General features: G+C 66.1%; 20 protein-coding genes. 12 read left to right on the top strand and 8 right to left on the bottom strand.

Translation table 11 applies throughout. The features are described from left to right. Position 1 precedes the first annotated feature (1 nt). The 3 genes from ACWV14_RS21655 (at position 2) to ACWV14_RS21645 (ending at position 2858) form a co-directional block, all read left to right on the top strand. Positions 2-712 (top strand): AzlC family ABC transporter permease, encoded by a 711-nt coding sequence (locus ACWV14_RS21655; protein WP_454912792.1) that lies wholly within the window; start codon positions 2-4, stop codon positions 710-712. Continuing rightward, a complete protein-coding gene (locus tag ACWV14_RS21650; RefSeq protein WP_454903638.1) occupies positions 697-1056 on the top strand; it encodes an AzlD domain-containing protein in 360 nt (119 codons plus the stop codon). Before ACWV14_RS21655 ends, ACWV14_RS21650 begins: the two co-directional genes overlap by 16 nt. A 329-nt stretch (positions 1057-1385) precedes the next feature. Further along, the gene (locus tag ACWV14_RS21645) at positions 1386-2858 is read left to right on the top strand and encodes an amidase (RefSeq protein ID WP_454903637.1); all 1473 of its coding nucleotides are present in this window, start codon (positions 1386-1388) and stop codon (positions 2856-2858) included. A gap of 9 nt (positions 2859-2867) precedes the next feature. Here the strand turns inward: ACWV14_RS21645 and ACWV14_RS21640 are convergent, their stop codons facing one another. The 5 genes from ACWV14_RS21640 to ACWV14_RS21620 form a co-directional block, all read right to left on the bottom strand. Next, positions 2868-3668, bottom strand: a complete 801-nt coding sequence (locus ACWV14_RS21640; RefSeq protein WP_422087412.1) for an alpha/beta fold hydrolase — start codon at positions 3666-3668, stop codon at positions 2868-2870. 92 nt (positions 3669-3760) lie between these two features. Beyond that, on the bottom strand, positions 3761-4600 hold the full coding sequence (locus ACWV14_RS21635; protein ID WP_422089056.1) for a peptidase: 840 nt from the start codon (positions 4598-4600) through the stop codon (positions 3761-3763). 28 nt (positions 4601-4628) lie between these two features. Then, positions 4629-7259 carry a DNA mismatch repair protein MutS gene (mutS, locus tag ACWV14_RS21630; protein ID WP_454903635.1) on the bottom strand — a complete coding sequence of 877 codons (2631 nt, stop codon included), beginning with the start codon at positions 7257-7259 and terminating at the stop codon, positions 4629-4631. A gap of 268 nt (positions 7260-7527) precedes the next feature. Continuing rightward, the gene (locus ACWV14_RS21625) at positions 7528-8337 is read right to left on the bottom strand and encodes a hypothetical protein (protein ID WP_454903634.1); all 810 of its coding nucleotides are present in this window, start codon (positions 8335-8337) and stop codon (positions 7528-7530) included. 131 nt (positions 8338-8468) lie between these two features. Further along, complete coding sequence (locus ACWV14_RS21620; RefSeq protein WP_454903633.1) at positions 8469-9995, bottom strand: diguanylate cyclase; 1527 nt, start codon at positions 9993-9995, stop codon at positions 8469-8471. 191 nt (positions 9996-10186) lie between these two features. Between ACWV14_RS21620 and ACWV14_RS21615 the strand changes: the two genes are divergently transcribed. Genes ACWV14_RS21615 through ACWV14_RS21605 form a run of 3 tightly spaced genes read left to right on the top strand, consistent with a single transcriptional unit; the run spans position 10187 to position 13219 of the window. After that, positions 10187-11164, top strand: coding sequence for a magnesium and cobalt transport protein CorA (locus ACWV14_RS21615; RefSeq protein WP_454903632.1), 978 nt, complete (start codon positions 10187-10189; stop codon positions 11162-11164). Between the two features lie 58 nt (positions 11165-11222). Next, entirely contained in the window at positions 11223-11690 is a 468-nt protein-coding gene (locus ACWV14_RS21610; RefSeq protein WP_409195210.1) for a MarR family winged helix-turn-helix transcriptional regulator, read from the top strand. Then, on the top strand, positions 11687-13219 hold the full coding sequence (locus ACWV14_RS21605; protein ID WP_454903630.1) for a DHA2 family efflux MFS transporter permease subunit: 1533 nt from the start codon (positions 11687-11689) through the stop codon (positions 13217-13219). The genes ACWV14_RS21610 and ACWV14_RS21605 overlap by 4 nt, the downstream gene beginning before the upstream one ends. A 131-nt stretch (positions 13220-13350) precedes the next feature. Here ACWV14_RS21605 and ACWV14_RS21600 read toward each other — a convergent pair whose 3' ends face one another. The 3 genes from ACWV14_RS21600 to ACWV14_RS21590 all read right to left on the bottom strand — a co-directional run bounded on the left by ACWV14_RS21600 (position 13351) and on the right by ACWV14_RS21590 (position 16058). Then, positions 13351-14190: a siderophore-interacting protein gene (locus ACWV14_RS21600; RefSeq protein ID WP_454903629.1), complete on the bottom strand. Its 840-nt coding sequence runs from the start codon at positions 14188-14190 to the stop codon at positions 13351-13353. 46 nt (positions 14191-14236) lie between these two features. Continuing rightward, positions 14237-14815: a PadR family transcriptional regulator gene (locus tag ACWV14_RS21595; RefSeq protein ID WP_454903628.1), complete on the bottom strand. Its 579-nt coding sequence runs from the start codon at positions 14813-14815 to the stop codon at positions 14237-14239. 94 nt (positions 14816-14909) lie between these two features. Next, positions 14910-16058: an FAD-dependent oxidoreductase gene (locus ACWV14_RS21590; RefSeq protein ID WP_454903627.1), complete on the bottom strand. Its 1149-nt coding sequence runs from the start codon at positions 16056-16058 to the stop codon at positions 14910-14912. A gap of 71 nt (positions 16059-16129) precedes the next feature. On the opposite strand from ACWV14_RS21590, the gene ACWV14_RS21585 reads away from it, so the two are divergent. The 6 genes from ACWV14_RS21585 (at position 16130) to ACWV14_RS21560 (ending at position 20790) form a co-directional block, all read left to right on the top strand. Beyond that, on the top strand, positions 16130-16585 hold the full coding sequence (locus tag ACWV14_RS21585) for a MarR family winged helix-turn-helix transcriptional regulator (protein WP_454903625.1): 456 nt from the start codon (positions 16130-16132) through the stop codon (positions 16583-16585). 109 nt (positions 16586-16694) lie between these two features. Beyond that, complete coding sequence (locus tag ACWV14_RS21580; RefSeq protein ID WP_454903624.1) at positions 16695-17489, top strand: DUF1266 domain-containing protein; 795 nt, start codon at positions 16695-16697, stop codon at positions 17487-17489. Positions 17490-17586: 97 nt separating this feature from the next. Continuing rightward, positions 17587-18510 (top strand): protein NO VEIN domain-containing protein, encoded by a 924-nt coding sequence (locus ACWV14_RS21575; RefSeq protein ID WP_454903623.1) that lies wholly within the window; start codon positions 17587-17589, stop codon positions 18508-18510. Positions 18511-18568: 58 nt separating this feature from the next. After that, the gene (locus ACWV14_RS21570) at positions 18569-19276 is read left to right on the top strand and encodes a hypothetical protein (RefSeq protein WP_454903622.1); all 708 of its coding nucleotides are present in this window, start codon (positions 18569-18571) and stop codon (positions 19274-19276) included. A 369-nt stretch (positions 19277-19645) separates the two neighbouring features. Next, the gene (locus ACWV14_RS21565; protein ID WP_454903621.1) at positions 19646-19927 is read left to right on the top strand and encodes a hypothetical protein; all 282 of its coding nucleotides are present in this window, start codon (positions 19646-19648) and stop codon (positions 19925-19927) included. Positions 19928-20019: 92 nt separating this feature from the next. Further along, the gene (locus ACWV14_RS21560) at positions 20020-20790 is read left to right on the top strand and encodes a hypothetical protein (RefSeq protein WP_454912791.1); all 771 of its coding nucleotides are present in this window, start codon (positions 20020-20022) and stop codon (positions 20788-20790) included. The last annotated feature ends 85 nt before the right edge of the window (positions 20791-20875 follow it).

Raw genomic sequence — 20875 nt, 5'->3', positions numbered from 1 at the left:
GATGGCCGACCCCGTCTGGCGCGGCGCATTCGCCGAGGGGCGGCGCGACATCGCGGGTGCCGCGCTCGGCACCATGGCCATGGGCCTGGTGGCGGGCGTGGCCATGGCCAAGAGCGGCGTAGGGTTGGGCGTGATCCTCGCGATGTCGCTGCTGGTGTTCGCGAGCGCCTCGCAGCTGGCCTGCCTGCCGCTCATCGCGGCCGGAGCGCCGTTGTGGGTGATCGTCGCAACCGCTTGCGTGCTCAACCTGCGCTTCGTGGTGTTCAGCGTGAACTGGCGCCGCTATTTCGGCGGGCATCGCAGGATGCAGCGCGTGCTGCTGTCGTACCTCGCGGGCGACCCGGTGTATGCGCAGTTCGTGCAGCGCCATCCGCAGCCTCCGCCTTCGGGGCGCACAACGACGCGCCAGCAGGGCTACTTCCTCGGCCTCGCGCTGACCAACTGGGCGGCGTGGCACGTGGCGTCGCTCGCGGGCATCTTCCTGGCCGACGCGATTCCCGCCGCATGGGGCCTGCGCTTCATCGGCGTGCTGGCGCTGCTGGCGTTAGCGCTGCCGATGCTCACCGACCGCGCGGTGCGCTGCTCCGCGTTGGCCGCCGGCATGGTGGCGCTGGCCACGGCCTCGTGGCCGATGGGCCTCAATGTGGTGGCGGCCATCGCCACGGCTTTCGCGGCCGGCACCTGGGCCGACCGCCGGTGGGGTACGCGCTGATGCACCTGGGGCACGATGTGTACGTGTGGCTGGCCGTGGGCGCGCTGGTGGCGGTGACGGTGCTCACGCGCAGCTTCTTCCTGCTGCCCGACAGCGAACCGAAGCTGCCGGGCTGGCTGTGGCGCGGACTGCGCCATGCGCCGGTGGCGGCGCTGCTCGCGATGGTGGTGCCCGACGTGTTCCTGAGCAACGGGCGCATGCTGGCCGACTGGCACGATGCGCGGCTCTTTGCAGTGGCTGCCGCATTGACCTACTACCTCGTTCGACGAAACGACGTGACCGGGACGATTCTTGTCGGCACGGGTACGCTGATGCTTCTGCGACTGGGGTTCGGGTGGGCTTGATGTACCTTGCTGTCCTTGTTTCGCATCGTTGTTCGGGGCGCGATCACGCCGGCGGGGTACCTTGCTCCGCGAATGTCCTCCGCCCTTCGGGCTCCTCCTTTATTTCGCTGCGCAAGGTACCCCGCCGGCGTGATCGTTTTACAGAGCGGTCGTTGTTCAGCCACACGCCAGCAGCGTGCCCTGTGCGCAGGGCGCCGGGTGCTCCCCGCAGCGAAATAAAGGAGGAGGCCGAAGGCCGGGGGACATTCGCGGAGGGGAGTACCCGGTGGCCTGTGCACTCGCCCCGAACAAATACACACTTTCCTTGAACACAAACGGAGAACGAAGAAATGACTTTGGCAATGAGCTGGGACGAATGGGCCTCGCATGACGGCATCGGCCTGGCCGAACGGGTCCGCAAGGGCGAAGTGACGGCGGCAGAACTTGCGGCACAGGCCGCCGCCGGCATCGCGAAGGTCAACCCGCAACTGGATGCCGTCGTCGAAGTGTTCGACGACGTAGTGGCCGATCCACTCAAGGACGGCATGAACCCCGAAGGCGTGTTCGCGGGCCTGCCCTACCTCATGAAAGACCTGGGCCCCACCCTCAAGGGCCGGCTGCAGGAATTCGGCTCCATGATGATGCAGGGCCACCGCCCCGCGGCCGACAGCTTCCTCACGCAGCAACTGCGCAAGGCCGGCCTCAACATCGTCGGCCGCAGCACCACCCCCGAATTCGGCGTGTGCAGTTCGGCCGAAAACAGCATTAGCGTCACCCGCAATCCGTGGGACCTCGAATACACCACCTGCGGCTCGTCCGCCGGGACCGCGGCGGTGGTCGCGGCGGGCGTGCTGCCGCTGTCGCACGCCACCGACGGCGGCGGCTCCATCCGCATTCCGGCGGGCGTGAACGGCAACATCGGCCTGAAGGTGTCGCGCGGCGTGTTCTCGCTGGCACCGGGCCTGTCGGACCTGTCGGGCCTGGTGTCGATCCAGGGCTGCCACAGCCGCACCGTGCGCGACACCGCCGCCTTCGTCGACAACGCACGCGGCGGCGCGCCGGGCGAGTTCATGCCCTTCTGGTCGCCGGCCGAGCCGTACAGCGAACTCGTCAAGAAAGACCCGGGCCGCCTGCGCATCGCGCTGTCGCACGAGTGGGGCGACTTCCGCGCCACGCCGCATTTCGTGGCCGAGCTGGAGCGCGTGGGCAAGTTCCTCGAAGGGCTGGGCCACCACGTCGAATGGGCGCTGCCCGAGGTCGACTTCCAGACCGCCTTCGCGGCGCAGACCACCTGCTACATCAGCAACTTTGCGCAGGTCATCGACGGCCACCTGCACCGCCTGGGGCTGGAGCGCCCGCCGGCCGAACTGCTGGAGCCGATCAACATCAAGATCTGGGAAGCGGGGCTGCACACCTCGTTCACCGAGCGATCGAAGATGCAGGCGGTGTTCAACACCACCTCGCGCGCCTTCGGCAACTTCTTCCAGCAGTGGGACATCATCCTGACGCCCGTGACTGCGCTGCCCACGCCCAAGGTCGGCACCAGCGAGTACCTGACGACGAGCACCAACCCGTCGGTCTACGACTGGTTCGCCAACCTGTGGAAGAACTTCGCGTACACGCCACTGGCCAACCTCTGCGGCATGCCGGGCATCTCGCTGCCGATGGCCTCGCAGGAAAACGGCCTGCCGCTGGGCATCCAGGCGCAGGCCGCGCAGGCGAACGACGGGCTGCTGCTTCAGCTGGCCGCGCAGATCGAGCGGGCGCTGGGTGGCAAGTGGAATGCGGGCGAGCGGCCCGGGGTGCACGTCACCAAGGGCTGACGACGCGGGTCACAGCAGGTTGCGCAGCGCGGCTTCCACGGCCGCGGCTGTGGCCAGCGGCTTTTCCATGGGGAACAGGTGGGTGCCGTCCAGCATGGCGATGCGGCCCTTGGTGACCTGCTGGGTCATCGCCATGCCCACGCGCTTCATCTCGGCCGACTGGCGCCCGCCGATGAATGCGGCCTTGCACTTGAGCGGGTGCGCGCGCAGCAGGGCGCCCAGGTTGTGGGGCAGGGTGTTGTAGATGGCGGTCTCGACGTCGCGGTCGAAGCTCAGTGCCCGCGTGTCGTCGCTGTCGAAGGTGCCGTGGTCGATGTAGTCGTGCAGCACCTGCTCGTCCCACTTCGCGAAGGCCTTCTTGCTGCGGAAGTGCTCGAACACCGCCTCGCGGTGCTCCCAGCTGTTGCGGCGCTTGCGGCTGACGGCGCCGGGCGAAATGCTCTTCATGAGCGGCGTGCGCTTGACCATGTTGAGCGTGTTCGCACGCCAGCCGCCGAGGATGGGCGAATCGATCAGCACCACGCCGCGCGCCAGCTCGGGATGCCGCGCTGCGCACATCAGGCTCAGGAAGCCGCCAAGTGAATGGCCGACAAGAAACACCGGGCCGCCCGCGCGGTCGGCGCGTGCCTTGGCGAAGTCGGCCAGCTGCTGCACCAGGTGCGGCCAGTTGTCGGTAACGGGGTACTTCGGGTCGTGCCCGAATTTCTCGATGGCGTCGACTTCGAAGCCGCGGTTGCGCAGGCTGTCGAGGACGACGCGGTAAGTGCTCGCAGGAAAGCTGTTGCCGTGCGAGAAAACGACGGGAGGCATCATGGCCGCCGCCGGGCCGCCCCAAGGCGGCCAAGCCTCCCCCTCGGGGGGTGGCGAAGCACACGAAGTGGCAAGCCGGGGGGCATCATTTCTCAGATGAGCTTTTCGTCTGGCGTGGAAATCTTGCGCAGCGCGCTGTGGCGCGTGGCCGGCATCTTCAGCGGATGCTCGGTGTGGCTGTCGTCCCACACAGGGTCTTCGATGCTGTCGAACACCTCGCGCAGCTTCTGGCCCCAGCTGCTGTGCACCATGCGGTAGTAGGGGTTGTCGGCGTCGATGCAGATCACGCGGTCGGTTTCGAGCTTGTTGGCCTCGTAAACCACCAAATCGAGCGGCAGGCCGACCGACAGGTTCGACTTCATGGTCGAGTCCATCGACACCAGCGCGCACTTGGCGGCTTCGTCCAGCGGGGTCTCGGGGGTGAGCACGCGGTCGAGCACGGGCTTGCCGTATTTCGACTCGCCGACCTGGAAATAGGGCGTCTCGGTGGTGGCTTCGATGAAGTTGCCGGCCGCGTACACCAGGAACAGGCGCATGCCTTCGCCCTTGACCTGCCCGCCGAAGATGAAGGACACGTTGAAGTCCAGCCCTGCATGCTTGAGCGCCTCGGCGTCGCGGTCATACACATGGCGCACCGCCGAGCCCAGCACGCGGGCGGCGTCGAACATGCTCTTGGCGTTCCAGATGGTGATGGGGTCGCCGGGCGTGCCGTCTTCGCGGGTCTCGCGCAGTTCTTCGATCTGCAGGATTTCGCGCACCGACTGCGAGATGCTCAGGTTGCCCGACGACAGCAGCACCATGACGCGGTCGCCCGGCTGCTCGTAGACGATCATTTTGCGGAAGGTGCTGATGTGGTCCACGCCCGCATTGGTGCGCGAGTCGGAGAGAAACACCAGGCCGGCGTTGAGTTTGATGCCTACGCAGTAAGTCATGGGTTCGTCTTGCATGAACGGTGCCCGATCACGCGGCACCGAGTTCACGTTTGTTCAATTTTTGAAGGGCATACAGGGCATCGAGGGCTTCGCGCGGACTCATCGCATCAGGGTCGAGCGCAGCCAGCGCGGATTCTACGGCGCTGACCAGCGGCGTCTCGGCCACCGGGGGCGGCGCGAACAGGTCGACCTGCGCGCGGGTCTGCGCATGCTGCGACTCCAGCGCTTCCAGCGCCTGCCGGGCATGGTTGACCACCGCCGCCGGCATGCCGGCGAGCCGCGCCACCTGGATGCCGTAGCTCTTGCTGGCCGGGCCGGGCTGCATTTCATGCAGGAACACGATGTCGCGGCCCGCTTCGGTGGCGCTCACGTGCATGTTCACCGCGCCGTGGTGCGTGGCCGGAAACTCGGTCAGCTCGAAATAGTGGGTGGCGAACAGGGTGAAGGCCTTGCTGCGGTCATGCAACTGGGCCGCAATGCCCGCGGCCAGCGCCAACCCGTCGAAGGTGCTGGTGCCGCGGCCGATTTCGTCCATCAGCACCAGCGACTGGGCCGTGGCGCTGTGCAAGATTTGCGCGGCCTCGGTCATCTCCAGCATGAAGGTCGACTGCGCATTGGCCAGGTCGTCCGCCGCGCCGATGCGGGTGTGGATGGCGTCGATCGGTCCCAGCCGGCAGGCGGCCGCCGGCACGTGCGAGCCGATGGAGGCCAGCAGCACGATGATCGCCACCTGCCGCATATAGGTCGACTTGCCGCCCATGTTGGGGCCGGTGATGACCTGCATGCGCTGCTGCGGCCCGAGCTGCGTGTCGTTGGCAATGAAACCGCCCGAAGACTTTTCCGCCAGCCGGGCCTCCACCACCGGGTGGCGGCCCTGCTGAATCTCGATGCAGGGGTGCGACACGAAGCTCGGCGCGCGCCAGTGCAGCGTGTGCGAGCGCTCGGCCAGCGCGCACAGCGCGTCGAGCGTGGCAATGCCGCCGGCCAGCTGCGTGAGCGCGGGCACCGAGGGCTGCAGCGCGTCGAGCAGCTGTTCGTAGAGCCACTTCTCGCGGGCCAGCGCGCGGTCTTGCGCGCTCAGGGCCTTGTCCTCGAAAGCCTTCAGCTCGGGCGTGATGAAGCGCTCGGCGTTCTTCAGCGTCTGGCGGCGGCGGTAGTTGTCGGGCACCTTCGAGAGCGCGCTTTGCGTCACCTCGATGTAGAAGCCGTGCACCCGGTTGAACTGCACCCGCAGGTTGCTGATGCCGGTGCGCTCGCGCTCGCTGACTTCGAGCTTGAGCAGGAAGTCGTCGCAGTTCTCGCTGATGGCGCGCAGCTCGTCGAGTTCGGCGTCATGCCCGGTGGCGATGACGCCGCCGTCGCGCACCAGCGCCGACGGGTCGGGCTTGATGGCGCTCGCCAGCAGGTCGGCGCAGCCCGGGGGCGGCGCCAGGCGCTCGGTGATCCGGGCCAGCAGCGCCGCGCCGCCGGGCAGCAGGGGCGCCAGTTGCTCCGCCTTTGCCAGCGCCAGGCGCAGCGCCAGCAGCTCGCGCGGGCGCACCTGCCGCAGCGCGATGCGGGCGGCGATGCGCTCCACGTCGCTGGTGTTCTTGAGCTGCTCGCGCAGCGTGCGCCAGGGCGCCGCCGTGGCGCCGAGCACCGTGGCCTGCAGCGCGCCGATGGCTTCGAGCCGTTCCTGAGCCTCGGAGCGGTCGCGCCGGGGCGACAGCAGCCAGCGCTTCAGCAGCCGGCTGCCCATGCCCGTCATGCAGGTGTCGAGCAGCGAGAACATGGTGGGCGACTCTTCGCCGCGCAGCGTCTGCACCAGCTCGAGGTTGCGGCGCGTGGTGGGCGGCAGCTCGATCAGGTCGCCGTCGCGTTCGACCGAGAGGCGCTGCACGTGCGAGAGCGCGCGGCCCTGCGTGTGCTCGGCGTAGCCCAGCAGCGCGGCGGCGGCAGCGTGTGCGTTGGTCAGCGATTCGGCATTCCAGGCGGCCAGGCTGTTGCTGCCCATCTGTTCGCTGAGCTTGCGCTCGCCCAGGCCGCCGTCGAACTGCCACGCGGGGCGGATCGACAGCGTGAAAGGCGTGGCGCTGCGCGCGGCCTTCAGGCGTTGTTCGAAAGCCGGCGTGACCTCGGCGCTGTAGAGCAATTCGCTCGGCGCGATGCGTGCGATCCAGGCTTCGAGCGCGTCGGCCGGGCATTCGGCCAGACGCAGTTCGGCGCCGGTCACGCTGAGCCACGCCAGCCCGCAGAAGTTGCGCGAGCCCGCATGCACCGCGAGCAGCAGCGATTCGCTCTTGTCGTTGAGCAGTTCGGAATCGGTCAGCGTGCCGGGCGTGACCACGCGCACCACCTTGCGCTCGACCGGGCCCTTGCTGGCGCCGACCTCGCCCACCTGCTCGCAGATGGCGACCGATTCGCCCAGCTTGATGAGCCGCGCGAGGTAGGTGTCGACCGCGTGGAAGGGCACGCCGCACATCACCACCGGCTGGCCGGCCGACTGGCCGCGCTGGGTGAGCGTGATGTCGAGCAGGCGCGCGGCCTTCTCGGCGTCGCCCCAGAAGAGCTCGTAGAAGTCGCCCATCCGGTAGAACAGCAGGGTGTCCGGATGGTCGGCTTTCAGGCCCAGGTACTGGGCCATCATTGGCGTGTGCGCAGAGACGTCTGACTTGTTCATTTCAATCAATAACTTGCGATCCGTGCCACCGGTGTGCGGGGCCGGCAGGGCCGGGCGCCATGGAGCGGTCGCCCGCCGCCTCGGGACTGGGGGGCTTGTAGGGGGAGTGCATGGAGAGCACAGCGCCGGAGCCCGCATGGGCACGGGTGGAAATGCCGGGGCATTTTACGTTCGGCGTGCTTGACCCAAGACCGTTGCCGGCGTCCCGCCGGCCGTCAGCCATCCACGGGCTCTTCGTGGCCCATCGCGCAAACCCAGGGAAAGGCGTTCATTGCGCTGATGGGGGAGCGCCTGGAGAGCAATCCATGACCTGAAAGTAGGTCGGAATCTTGACGGGCTGCATCAATTCAGGCGGCTGGTCGCGCTCGTTGAGAAAATTCGTGTCGCTCTGAATCTTTGGCGCGAGAAGCACTCGTCGTTGCTCTGGGCCAATGAAGAGAACGCTGAATTGCTCGGGGTCGGTTTTTTCGCAGTTGAAGCTGCTCACGAAGTCCGCCTTGTGCGCTACGCGATAAATCTTGGCCTTGATGCCGGCATCGTCGAGTTGCGTAAGTATGAGCAGCAAAGCCAAGCCGCTCGACACGGCCGCGGCAAACACTCGAGTTCCAAGGCCGAGCTTCTCGATGTCGTCCTTGTCGCTGAGGACAGATCCCCAAAACATGAATCCAATCACCACTACTGATCCGAAGAATACGACGCCCATTGGCCATTGCATGTAGGTGGCGAACCGCAAGACCGTGGCTGCGATAGTCGTCAACGGCAAGGCCGCCGCGTCGATGTGGAATACCGCGTTGATGTCATTGACCGCGTCTACCCGCGAAAGGTAGCCCACAAACGCCAACGCCGAGACAAGACCCCAGCGAAAGCTCTCGAATCCCAAAGCCGGCTTCATCAATGTTTCGACGAACCCTGCGATGGAGAGCAAGCCAAGAGTGACTGACAAGCCCAATACCGAGGTGAACAGCGCCTGCGAGATGTTTCTGTCTCGCAGCGCCATGGCGGCTATGACCAAGATCAAGAGAGAAACGACAGAGGCGATAGTAAGCGGGGTGGTGCTTCTTTTGGATTTTTCGGTCATGGCTGGCTTATCGGGACTGGGGACTTGTCGGGGGAATGCAGGGGAAGTGCAGCACTGGAGCCCGCATGTGCACGGCTGGGAATGCCCGGGGGATTTACGTTCGGTGCATTAGGTCCAGGCTGCTGCCGGCGTCAGGCGGACGGCCGGCCATCCAGGGGCTCTTCATGCCCCATCGCGCGATTGCGCCCGCCTTCCTTGGCCTTGTACAGCGCGCGGTCGGCCGTCTCGATGAGCCGCTGTTCCGCCCCGGCCGGCTGCACGCCCCGCAGGCTGGCCGCGCCGATGCTGAGGGTGACCCGTTCGTGCGGGCTGGCGCTGTGCGGGGTGTCGAGCGCGCGAACCCGTGCCAGCAGCAGCTCGGCGACGCTCAGGGCGCCCGGCAGGTCGGTGTTGGGCAGGATGATCGCCATTTCCTCGCCGCCGTAGCGCGCCACGAGGTCGCCCGGGCGCTTGACGCCCAGTTGCAATGCATCGGCGACGGCTTTCAGGCATTGGTCGCCGGCCACGTGGCCGTATGTGTCGTTGAAGGGCTTGAAGTAGTCCAGGTCCAGCAGCAGCAGCGAAAGGCTCGTCCCTTCCCGGGCGGCGCGGCGGCATTCCAGTGACAGCACCTCGTCGAAGCTGCGGCGGTTGGCCAGGCCGGTGAGCTGGTCCTGCGTTGCCAGCACCGCCAGCCGGCGGTTGGCTTGCAACAGATCCTCGCGCGCGGCCATCAGCGAGGCCTCTGCGCGGATCCGGCGGCCGATGTTGACGATCAGCCGCCAACCCACCGCCGCCATGGCCGCCAGCAGGGCTCCCACGACGCCGGTCGTGAGCAGCGCCTGGTGCCTCCAGGCCTTCAGCGCCTCGTCGCGGCCGAGGGTCACGGTGGTGAGCACCGGGTAGCGGTCGCTCTTGCGGAAGGCGTAGAGCCGTTGCCGCCCGTCCATGCTGGAGCGGAACGAGGCTGTGCCCACCGTGCCGGCAAAATGGCGCTGGAAATTGGCCGACCCGGAAAAATCGAGTCCGATGTCTTTTTCGCGATAGGGATAGAGCACCAGCATCTTCCCGTTGTTGGTCGTCAGGCCGATGGTGCCGCTGCTGCCGAGCGCGATGGCGCCGAACGCGCGCAGGAAATTTTCCAGGCCGAGCCCGACGACCACCACGCCGGCGAACTTTCCCTCGCTGTCTTCCAGGCGTCGGCTGACCGTGATTCCCCATTCGCCGGTGAACGGGTTGCGAAGCGGCGGGCTGATGAAGACATCGTTCGAGCGGTTCTCGCGATGGTGCTTGAAGTAGGCCTGTTTGGCGCTGTTGGTGCCCGCTGGAACGTGCCCCTTGGAGTACAGCAGCCAGTCGCCCTGGGCGTCGAGTACGGCGACGCCGTCGAGCTGGTCGAGCAAGGGCTTCTGGCGTTCGATCAGCGACTGCACGCGCTCCAGATGCTCGTGCCGGTCGTCTTCCTTCAAGGTTTCGGCCACGCCCTGCAGCAGCATGTCGCTCTGGGTGAAGACACCCTCGGCATAGATGTTCAGCGCCTTGGCCAGGTTGAGGTTGTTGGTGTCGGCCGCGGCCAGCGTCTGGTTGCGCGCCACCCAGAGTTGCCAGACCGTGGCGGTCGATACCGAAACCATGACGGCCAGCAGCAGCGATTTCGCAAGACGAATGTCCCGCTTCACTTGATCGATTCCTCGAACGAACTTGTTTCCATGGCCTTCCCCCCCCTCGTATATTTATATGTCCATTTGCCAGGCGGACGAGGGCGAACTCTAGCTGACCTGCCTGAATCCGCGGTGGCACCCGCGCCGGAAGCCGTCGCCGCCTCGTGGCACCATCCATGGCTCCACCAACGTGAATTCCGGGGGTACCGATGCTCATCAACTGCGTCGCCTATGAAAACGGCTCCAAGCTCGCCGATATCTCGGTCGAAGACATCAGCGACTACATCTCCCGGCCCGGCTGCTTTGTCTGGGTGGCGCTGAGCGACGCCTCCGACGAAGAACTCGGCGAAATGCAGAAAGAATTCGGCCTGCACCCGCTGGCCGTGGAAGACGCCCACCACGGCCACCAGCGCCCGAAGGTGGAGGAATACGGCGATTCGCTGTTCGTGGTCATGCACCTGGTGGAGCCATCGGCCGAGGGCGAGCACTGCACGAACGTGGGCGAGGTCGACGTGTTCGTCGGCCGCAACTATGTGCTGTCGGTGCGCAACCGCAGCCAGCAGGGCTTTCTGGGGGTGCGCGAGCGCTGCGAGCGCGAACCCGAGCTGCTGCGCAACGGCGCGGGCTTCGTTCTCTATGCGCTGATGGACGCGGTGGTCGACCGCTACTTTCCGGTGATCGACGCGCTGGAAGTGGAGCTGGAGGCCATCGAGCAGCAGATATTCGGCCAAGGCGGCGCGGCGCGCGACAAGATCAAGCAGCTGTATGACCTGAAGCGCCGCAGCATGATCCTGAAGCGCGCGGTGGCGCCGCTGCTGGAGGCGGCAGGCAAGATGCACGGCGGGCGGGTGCCGCAGATCTGCATGAGCTCGCAGGAATATTTCCGCGACGTGGGCGACCACCTGGGCCGCATCAACGGCTCCATCGACGCGATGCGCGACACCATCGCCACCGCCATCCAGGTGAACCTGTCGATGGTGACCATCGAAGAGAGCGAAGTCACCAAGCGGCTCGCGGCCTGGGCCAGCATCTTCGCGGTGTGTACCGCCTTCGCCGGCATCTGGGGCATGAACTTCGAGAACATGCCGGAACTGAAATTCCGCTATGGCTACGCGGTGGCGCTGGGGCTGATCGTCAGCACCTGCAGCTACCTGTATTACCGGTTCAGGCGGGCCGGCTGGCTCTGAGCGGCTGCCGGCGCTCGCTAATGCCAAACTAATAAACATATAGATAATCTAGTCCCTTATGAAAAGGGACTTCACCCAGCGCTTCGGCTTCCTCGTCAAGAGCGTGGGCAAGCTCTACAGCGAAGAGTTCGACCGCCTCGCGCGCGAACGCATCGGACTCACCAGCGCCCAGTGCCGCCTGCTCGGCGCGCTGGCCATGCATGACGAAGACGAGCCGCTGTCGCAGGCCGAACTCGCGCAGCGCCTCGACCTCACGCCGATGGCCGTGGCCGGCCTGTGCGACCGCATGGCCGCGGCCGGCTGGATCCGCCGCGAACCCAGCCCGACCGACCGCCGCGTCAACAAGATCCACCTGGAGCCCAGCGCCGAAGAAGCGCTCGACGCCGCGCTGAGCATCAGCGACGGGCTCAACGCCCGCGTGATGTCGGTGCTGTCCCAGGCCGAGCGCGCGCAGCTGCTGGGCCTGCTCGGCAAGGTGCACGGCAGCCTGGTGGACATCACCTCGGGCGGGGGGCAGAAGCCATGAGCGTCGCACCCGGAACCACGGTGCCGCACCGCGGCATGATCACCATCTCGATCATGCTGGCGACCATCATGCAGGCGCTGGACACCACCATCGCCAACGTGGCGCTGCCGCACATGCAGGGCAGCCTGCAGGCCTCGCAAGACCAGATCACCTGGGTGCTGACCTCGTACATCGTGGCCTCGGCCATCGCGCTGCCGCTGACCGGCTGGCTCTGCGGGCATTGGGGCAGGCGGCGGGTTTTCATCATCTCGGTGATCGGCTTCACCGTGGCTTCGGCGCTGTGCGGGCTCGCGACCTCGCTGGTCGGCATCGTGGCGGCGCGGCTGCTGCAGGGCATCTTCGGTGCCGCGCTGGTGCCGCTTTCTCAGGCGGTGCTGCTCGACATCAACCCGCGCGAGAAGGTCGGCCAGGCCATGGCGATCTGGGGCGCGGGCATCATGGTCGGGCCCATCCTGGGGCCGCTGCTGGGCGGCTGGCTCACCGAGAACTTCGACTGGCGCTGGGTGTTCTTCATCAACCTGCCGGTGGGCATCTTTGCCTTCTGGGGCATTGCGCGATATTTGCCGGAGAGCCGGCCTAAGGGCGAGAAGCTCGACATCTTCGGCTTCGTGACGCTGAGCCTTGCCATCGGCATGCTGCAGCTCTTTCTGGACCGGGGCGAGCAGCTCGATTGGTTCGACTCGTGGGAGATCAAGCTCGAAGCCGCAGCCGCGCTGGTGGCCTTCGGCTTCTTCGTGGTCCACACGTGGACGGTGCAGGGCGTTTCCTTCTTCGACCGCGACCTGCTGAAAGACCGCAACTTCGTCACCGGGCTGCTGTTCGCCTTCATCGTCGGCATGATCCTGTTCGCGACGATGGCGCTGCTGCCCAACTTTTTGCAGGGCTTGATGGGCTACCCGGTGGTCTACACCGGCGAGGTGACGGCGCCGCGCGGCGTCGGCACCATGATCGCGATGATCATCGTCGGGCGGCTGGTGCAGAAGGTGGACGTGCGCGCCATCATGGCCGTGGGCTTCAGCCTCACTGCCTTCTCGCTCTACCAGATGACGCGGCTCACGCTGCAGATGGACAGCACGCTGATCGTCGTCTCGGGCTTCATCCAGGGGCTGGGCATCGGCTTCACCTTCGTGCCGCTGTCCACGGCCACCTTCGCCACGCTGGCACCACGGCTGCGCAACCAGGGCACGCCCATCTTCAGCCTGCTGCGCAACATCGGCAGCAGCGTGGGCATCTCGATCGTGCAGGCGCTGCTGACCGAAGGCTCGAGCAAGGCGCATGCGCAGATCGCCGCGACCGTGGCGCCGGGCAACCAGGCGCTGTCGACGTTGCCGCAGATGATGTCGCCGGACACGATGACCGGGCTGGCGCTGCTCAATGCCGAAGTGACGAGGCAGGGGGCGCTGGTCGGCTACCTGGATGACTTCGCGATCATGATGATCATCACGGTGCTGGCGATTCCGCTGCTGCTCTTGATTCGCAGCCCCAAGCGGAGTGCGGCGGCGTCGGGCCCGGCGGAAGTGCCGCATTGAATTTCTCCCTCCCCCGCTGGGGGAGGGCAGGGGTGGGGCACGGCGGCCTATGAACCACCAGCGGCTTCTTTGAACGCCGCTTGCCCCCATCCCAGCCTTCCCCCAGCGGGGGAAGGAGCAATACCAGCAGGTCACTCGTCGTGGGAGTCGTGCGTCGCCACCGCGCCGCGGCGCCAGTAGCCCGAGGCCCGCGTCCATTTCGGATTCGCGCCGCGCTCGCCCACCAGATGCGCGCGCAGCGCCTTGGCGATGGCCGATTCGCAGCCCACCCACGCATGGAAGTCGCCGGCCGGCAGCTTCGCGGCCTTCAGCGCGTCGAGCAGCGCAGGGCTGGTGCCCGGCTCGGCGCCGCGTCGGTGCACCCAGTGCAGCGTGAGTTCGGCGCGGGTCTCGAAGGGCAGTTCGTCGGCTTCGCTGTCGACCTCCGCCAGCACCACCACGCGCGCGCCGGCCGGCAGCTCGGCCAGGCGGCGCGAGATGGCGGGCAGGGCAGTGTCGTCGCCGATCAGCAGGTGCCAGTCGAATTCGGTCGGCACGATGAACGAGCCGCGCGGGCCGCCCACGCCGAGGACGTCGCCGGGCTTGGCCTGCTCGGCCCATTGCGTGGCGGGGCCGGCGTCGTGCAGCGCGAAGTCGATTTCCAGCGTGCCGGCCCTGGCGTCGTGGCGGCGCGGCGTGTAGTCGCGCATGGTGGGGCGGCCGCTTGGGGGCCACACCGGGCCTTCGGGGCCGGCGGTCGGCAGCGTGAGCTTGCCGGTGGCGGCGTCGGGAAAGAAGATCTTTGCGTGGTCGTCGAAGCCGGGGCTGTGGAAGCCCGCGAGGTCGTCGCCGGCGAGCGTCACGCGGATCAGGTGCGGCGTCACGCGTTCCACGGTCTTGACCGTGAGCTGGCGAAAGCGCAGTTCATGCCGCACCCGGCGCGGCGTGCGGTCGGGTGCGGAGGCGGTTGGCGAAGTACTGAAGTCAGTCATTGCATGAATCCTGTGGAAACAGGGCGGGTTGAGATTCGGTGGTGGCTCAGATCTTGTCGATCTGCTGTGCGGCGCTGTCGAGCACGGCGGCAAAGTCGTGCGCCTGCTGCTCGGTGAGCGGCGCGCCCGACAGGCGCATGCGCATGGCGAGCTTGAGGTTCTCGATGGCGCGCGTGACTTGCGGCGGGCGTCCGCCGCGCGGGCCGGCGCCGTCGACGCCACCGCTCATGCGGGCCATCATGGCGTCGGCCATCTCGCGGTTGGCCGCGAGAAATTCCTGCCCGCTGGCGGTGATGCTGTAGCGCTTACGCCCGCCGTTGTCGGCCGTTTCCACGCTCAGGTAACCGAGCTCCTCGAGCAGCGTGAGGGTGGGGTAGACCACGCCGGGGCTCGGCGCGTAGCTGCCGCCGAGGCGGTCTTCGATGGCCTTGATCAATTCGTAGCCGTGGGCCGGCTTGTCGGCGATGAGCTGCAGCAGCACGAAGCGCAGGCCGCCGTGGCCGAACACGCGGCCGCCGGCGCCGCCGCCGCGCCCGCCACGGTGTCCGCGACCTCCGGAGAGGCCGTCTTCATGCTCGCCGCGCGCGGTGCGGCAGTGGTGGTGGCCGGAGTGGAAATGTCTCATGGTGGGCATCCTTTTCGATGTATGTCTGAAATTATTTTAGATATATCTAAAAGAAAGTCAAACCGATACATGCCGGGATTCCCGGGCGGAGGGATCAGGCGGCTGCGGAGGCCCGGTGCTGACGCAAATGTTCGAGCGACAGTGCCTCGCCGATGTGCGACATCTGGATGGCCGCGCCTTCGGCCGAGCGTTCGGCCACTTCGGCGACGCGCTCGAACATCCGCGCTTCGCAGGCGGTCACAGCGCCGGCCCAGTCGGCTTGTTTCGCCAGCGCGGCCGCCAGTTCGACGGCGTCGCGCATTGCGGCATTCACGCCTTCGCCGCCAAAGGGCGACATCAGGTGTGCAGCGTCGCCCAGCAGCGTGAGCCCGCGGCGGGGCGCCCAGCAATGGCCGACCGGCAGTGCGTAGATGGGGCGCGGCACGAACAGGTCGTTGCTGGCGCGGAAGAGGTCGGTCAGGGCGTCGGCGTAGCCTGCGAACTCGTCGATCAGCGCGCTGCGCACTGCGGCGGGCGATGCAAAGTCGAAGCGCTTCGCAGCCCAGTCGGGCGGCACGCGGAAGATCGCGTAGCCGCGGATGTGCGCATTGCCGTTGCGCTGCGCGATGATGAGCTTGCCGTCGCCTTCCACGTCGAGCTTGCCACGGCCCACCAGCCTGGAGAGCGCCGGATGGCTGTCGTCCACGTCATCGATGCCGAACTCGATGAAGGTCAGCCCGCTGTACTGCGGCTTGTACGGCGAGAGCAGCGGCCGCACGCGCGACCATGCGCCGTCCGCGCCGACCACCAGGTCGAAGGGGCCGGCTTCGCCGTCGGCCAACAGCAGGTTCCAGCGCCCACCCTCCTGCAGCCGCAGGTCGCGCAGCGCACGGCCCCATTGCACGCAGTCGGCCGGCAGCGAGGCCAGCAGGATGTCGCGCAGCGCGGTGCGGTCGATCTCGGGGCGGTTGCCGGCCGAAGGATCGGGCTCCTCGAACAACACGCGGGCTGACTTGTCGAGCAGGCGCGAGCCCTGGTCTTCGTAGCGCGCGAAGCGGCGGAAGGCGTCGCCGAGGCCGGCCTCCTCGATGGCGAGCAGGCCCGAGTCCTCATGAAGATCCAGCGTGCCGCCTTGCGGGCGCGAGAGCGGGTCTTCGTCGCGTTCGAACACGGTGGCGTGGATGCCGGACAGGTGAAGGAGGCGCGCCAGCGTGAGGCCGCCGGGACCGGCGCCGACGATGGCGATGCGGGGATGCTTGTTCATTCGATCGACTCCGAATAAGGATAGGTTCCTATTCATATTAGCATAGGCTCCTATGGAAGTAGAATGACGGCATGGCAGACATTCCCGAACCCAACCCCCTGAAGCTTCTGGGCCGCGTGGCCCGCGGATTCACGCGCATCGTCGATGGCGGCCTGCGTGAGCTGGGCCTTGCGGCCGGCCAGCTGCCGGTGCTGGTGTCGCTGAAAAAGAGCAAGGCGCTGTCGCAGGCAGAGCTCGCGCGGATCGCGCAGGTCGAACAGCCCAGCATGGCGCAACTGCTGGCGCGCATGGAGCGCGACGGGCTGGTCGAACGCGTGGACGACCCGGAAGACAGGCGCAGCCGCCTGATCTCGCTCACGCCGCTGGCCGCCAGGCGGCTGCCCAAGGCCAAGCTGCTGATGGATGCGCACGTGGAAAAGGCGCTGGCCGACTTTTCCCCCGAAGAGATCGAGCAGCTGACGGCGCTGCTGCTTCGGGTCGACGCGAACGTCGAGCGCATGGGGGGAGTGGCGGCTGGACCGGCCTGACACCCTGCGGCCGCCCGTGCTGGTTAACATGTGCCGTTCCGCGGGCTGCGGCGTGTCCGCCACGCCAACCCGGTCCGTTTGGCTTCGATCACAGGGAGGTTCAATGGGGATGATGGATACCCTCGGCCACGCGCTGATGGACAACGACAAGCTTCACTTCGACACCGCCGAGGTGCTCACAAGCGAAGAGCAATGGCTGGTCACACTCAGTGCGCCGCTGTCCGCTTTCAACGGCGACTTAGTGAACGCGGTGGCTACCGGCAAGGACAGCGACGTGCTGCGCGAAGGCATCGCCGACGTCTGGAGCGTGCACGACCGCGCCAGCTTCGAGCAGACCGCCCGATGGCTGGTCGACGAGGGCCAGCGCTCGGCCTACCGCCCGTTGTGGAATGCCGTGGCTGCCATCGATACGGCCACGCGAGAAACGCCCATGCTGCTTCGGATGGCCATGGAAGCCTTCTTCCCCGCGTTCTTCCAGATCAAGGCGCGCAAGAGCCTTGACTATCGCCAGCTCGCCGCGCAGAGCGGCAAGTCGACGCAGGAGCTGGCAGCGTTGATGACGGGCAGCCCGAGCTGGGTCGAGGCCCTGCGCAAGCACTTCCAGGTCTCCGCGGCCGACGTGCCCAATCTGGTCGCCTGGGACGCCGTGCGCCTTGCCAGCCTATCGCGCTGGGCGGTGCAGCTCGGCTACATCGAGCGCGCCGAGTTCGCGGGCTTCGCCGGCGGCCTGGCCGCGCAGGTGCGCGAGGCCTACACCAGCTGGTCGCAGGTGAGCGCCGCATACATAGCGGGCGGGCTCATCTGGAAATACTCCGATGCGCGCGAAGAGCATCTGCTTCGCACCAACCGCATGCTGCTGAGCGATGCGCGTAGCCCCTACCGCAGCGTTCCGTTCGCCGGCTGAAGCGGCGCCTGATGCACCCACGCCCGCATCCACCGGCAGCCCTGCCGGGCGATGCGGCATACTCCCCACCCCCTCAAACTCACCAGAATTCCACTGAATGGACAAGGAAGTCGACCCCCGCGTACTCACTGTGATCGACGAGATGCGGCTCTCGGGCCCACGGCTCACACCGGTCGAGATCGTTGCAAAAATGGGTGTGTTCGACGCTCGCGACAAGCCCTTCGAGCATGCCTGGCTGGCCACCGGCGACAACATCATCGCCACCATCTGGGCCGAATGGGTGAACGTGGCGGCCAACGGGCGCTGGTTCTACCTCGAGTCGCTCGACGTGCACCACCGCGCCGGCGGCGGCGAACGCAACGCACAACAGATACAGCGCGCCAAAGACAGGCTCGCGCTGCTCAAGCGCAGCTTTGACAGCGGCAGCGGCTTTCGCGCCGTGGTGCAGACCAACCGCATCGCCATCCTCGAAGTCGAAAGCAACAAGGACGCCAAGGTGTCCACCCGCGTGCGCGACGACGACGAATGGCACGTCGCCAGCTGGGAGCCCGAGCACAAGCTGGCCGTGCTCGTGCGCGGACCGAGCGGCTGGACGCCCACCGACGCCGAAGTGCAGGCCGCCAGGGCGCGCGGCAACGTGCCGCAGCCCATCTCGACCACGGCCAATGCAGCCGCGGCAGGCGGCGGCGACAAGGCATCGCCCGAACAGGTGCAGGCCGCGGCCCTCGAATACGTCGTCAAGCACTTCACCGGCTACGGCTACAAGGCCGAGAACATGACCGGCAAGGGCTTCGACCTCGAAGTGTCCAACGCCAAGGGCCAGACCCTGCTGCGCGTGGTCGTCAAGGGCACCGCGCCGGGCGTGCCCAGCTTCAAACTCAGCAAGGAAGAAAGCGACTGCTCCGTGCGCGAGGCGCTGTGGCGCCTGCTGGTGGTGACCGATGCCGGCAGCGGCGTGGCGCAGCACAAGATCTACAAGCCGACGGAGATCAGTTCGGCGCCGGGGTTCGATCCGGCATAACCCGCGCGCGGCCCATGCCGCGTTCGGCTCGAAGAAGTAAACAGGGAGTTTCGTCAGCATGCTCAAGTCTTCGACCACCCTCTCGGGCCGATTCGCAAAGCCGCTTCTTGCGGCTTTTTCATTGCTGCTGGCGGCCAGCGCCAGTGCGGAGCCGGTAGGACGAACGGAGTTCGATCCGGGAGGCCTGCCCTGGCTTCCGTTGACCGAATACCAGTCTCCACTGAAGTTCGATGGTGGCGCGCACGTGGTCAACCTGAAGACCAAGGCGTTCTACCTGGCGGGCTCCGGCACGGAGCCGTTGGCCGTCCTGACCATTACAAGCACCGAAGGCGGAGTGGCCCCGAGCGTGCGCTGGGTGAGCGAGACCTGCCCAGCTGCGCGACCGAAATTCCATACCGATGACTTCGGCACCGGCCAGAGCGCGCGAACGCGGCAGTGCCTCATCGTCAACTCCGCACTCGCGACGATGGCTTTCCTGAAGCCAGAGTCCGAAATCGCCAAGGCAGCAGAGCAGAAGGGCATTGCCCTGTTCAAGTCCGGCTACTCCATCCGTAGCGTCTATGGCGCGAACGGAGGCACCCTGTTGCGCGTCAACCTGATGACCAACAAGCGGTTCGCCGGGCTCGCAGGCGTGCAGCCGAAAGCAGAGGACAGGCACGAAACCCCGGAGCCTCTCATTGCGTGGGGCGAGGCGCTGCACAAGGCGGTGGAAGAGTCGGTCCTGTCCATGTCCGGCAAGCTGGTGCTGCCCCCGGTTTCGTTCTGAGCATGCGCTGACGGAGGGCGAGAGTCCTCCAACCGTCATCGCTTTGTGTCTTGCCGCAGCGCCCCGGCAGATATCTCATCGATTCGAGAATTCCTCGACGAAATCTTTTCTCTTGCGCGGCTTCGCTTCTCTACAGTGAATGCCCCTGCCGCAAGACGCCCCTCCTCGTGGGCGACGAACACCGTGAAAAGGAACTCCCCGAACTTCTGATCAAGTGAACTGATAGACCGCCTACCTCACGGCGGGTTGCCGGTGCTTCCTTGGTGCATCGGTGCGAACGTGAGGCACAAAAGGCGACGGCCAGGGCGCGCAAACACCCTGACCGTCTGACCACATGACGTGCACAACTTTTCAGAGGAAGCACACCAAATGGCTGAGCGAATTATGGCTGGGCGTTCTGCGCCCAAATCTTCCCGCCGCACACGCGGCACCACGAAGCCCACGGCGACCACCACCCCGACAGCCGACGAGGCAAGAGACCTGCTTGAAATCAAACTGGCACAGCTGAACTCGCTGCTGTGGTGCTGTTATGGCGACGGCAATGGGTGGTTCGAGGAAGCGGGGGAGAAGCATCGGGATCACTTGCTCTGGATCGCTGCGGATTTAGCAAGGGATGCGGAGATGTTGTTGCAAGAGAGCGGGCCGAGGTAGGGCGCCGCGACCGTCTGATGGCAGGGCATCCCTCAAAGGCGGGATACCCTAGAACTCTCCTCTGCGCTAATGTCGCGCAGAGGAGGGTTCCCATGCCGATCCCGAACTTGTTCTATGGGCATCAAGATGCCTTGATGCGTGGCGCGTCTCCGACTGCACTCGCCGTGGGCGACTCCTGGTTCTGGTACCCGTTCGACAACCTGCTCGGTGAGATCGCGACGAGGCGCGTTTTGCAGTCGATAGTCGTGGCGGGCTACAACGGCTCAGAGGCTTCGGAATGGCAGGGCAAGTACGCCGTTTCGATCAAGGCCACTTTCGACTTCTATGCACGAGGCCCTCTGGTCAAGGCGCTTTTGCTTAGCGGTGGTGGAAACGACATCGTGGGACAGAAGAATTTTCCGAAGCTGATCAAGACCAATTGTTCGACCTGTCAGTCAGTTTCTTCCTGTTACGCGGATGGACAGCCTGCGACAGCACTGGACAAGATCATCGGCCACTACCGGAGGCTGATCAAACTCTTCAGAACCTATAACCAAACTGCTGTAGTCGTACTCCATAACTATGACGACGCGTACGCAACTGGCGAAGGCGTTTTTGGTCCGGCAGATTGGCTCAAGGTTCCGATGGAGAAATGCCAAGTACCGGCCTCCTTGCGCAAAGGACTCTTCGAGGATCTTGTAACTGCCTTTGGCAAGGCACAAGACGCCTTGGCCGCGGAGCCTGGCTTGGGAAAGATCGTTGCGATCAAAACGACAGGTACGTTGGCGAAGAATCAATGGGCTAACGAATTGCATCCGACGCCTGAGGGGTTTCGACTACTCGCGGAGCTGAAGTTTTTGCCGGTGCTGGATGCCGTGTGGTAGCTGCCGAAGGTGACAAGGCAACCGTCTTAGCTAGGTCGCATTCACGACGATTCATTACCCAATTCACCGCGGAGGTCTATATGAC

The sequence above is a fragment of the Variovorax durovernensis genome (genome assembly GCF_977011995.1).
The sequence above is the reverse complement of the archived record's forward strand: the minus strand, read 5'-3'. Positions and strand labels throughout refer to the sequence as shown.